This is a genomic window from Fructilactobacillus sp. X2R6C1, assembly GCF_059901295.1.
Genome location: NZ_JBWXUZ010000013.1, coordinates 1 through 293, shown reverse-complemented (window position 1 = coordinate 293; position 293 = coordinate 1). Strand labels below are relative to the sequence as shown.

Below are 293 nucleotides of genomic sequence, written 5' to 3'. Positions count from 1 at the left end.
AGCCTGGGAATCGTGACTACGGTGCCCTGACGGTCATCACTCAGTACCTTGAGAACGTGGAAATTGCGATTAACGTGTCGGCGCAATCGTTTATTCCGTCCCCAAAAGTGGATTCTTCAGTAGTCAAACTTACTCCAAAGCAAAAACGAAATGTGGTTGCCTACGATGAAAAAGCCTTCTTTGGATTTGCGCACGGTTGTTTTATGCACCGTCGCAAGACTTTATGGAATAATCTTCAGGGGATTTTTGGAAAACAACCAGCAGTTAAAGCGCAAATTAAAGCTGATTTGAAG

General features: G+C 44.0%; 1 protein-coding gene. It reads left to right on the top strand.

All coding sequences use genetic code 11. The annotated features are described in order from the left end of the window. The coding region (locus AC6UDF_RS07155) for an rRNA adenine N-6-methyltransferase family protein (protein WP_500724178.1) at positions 1 to 293 on the top strand (293 nt) is incomplete at both ends.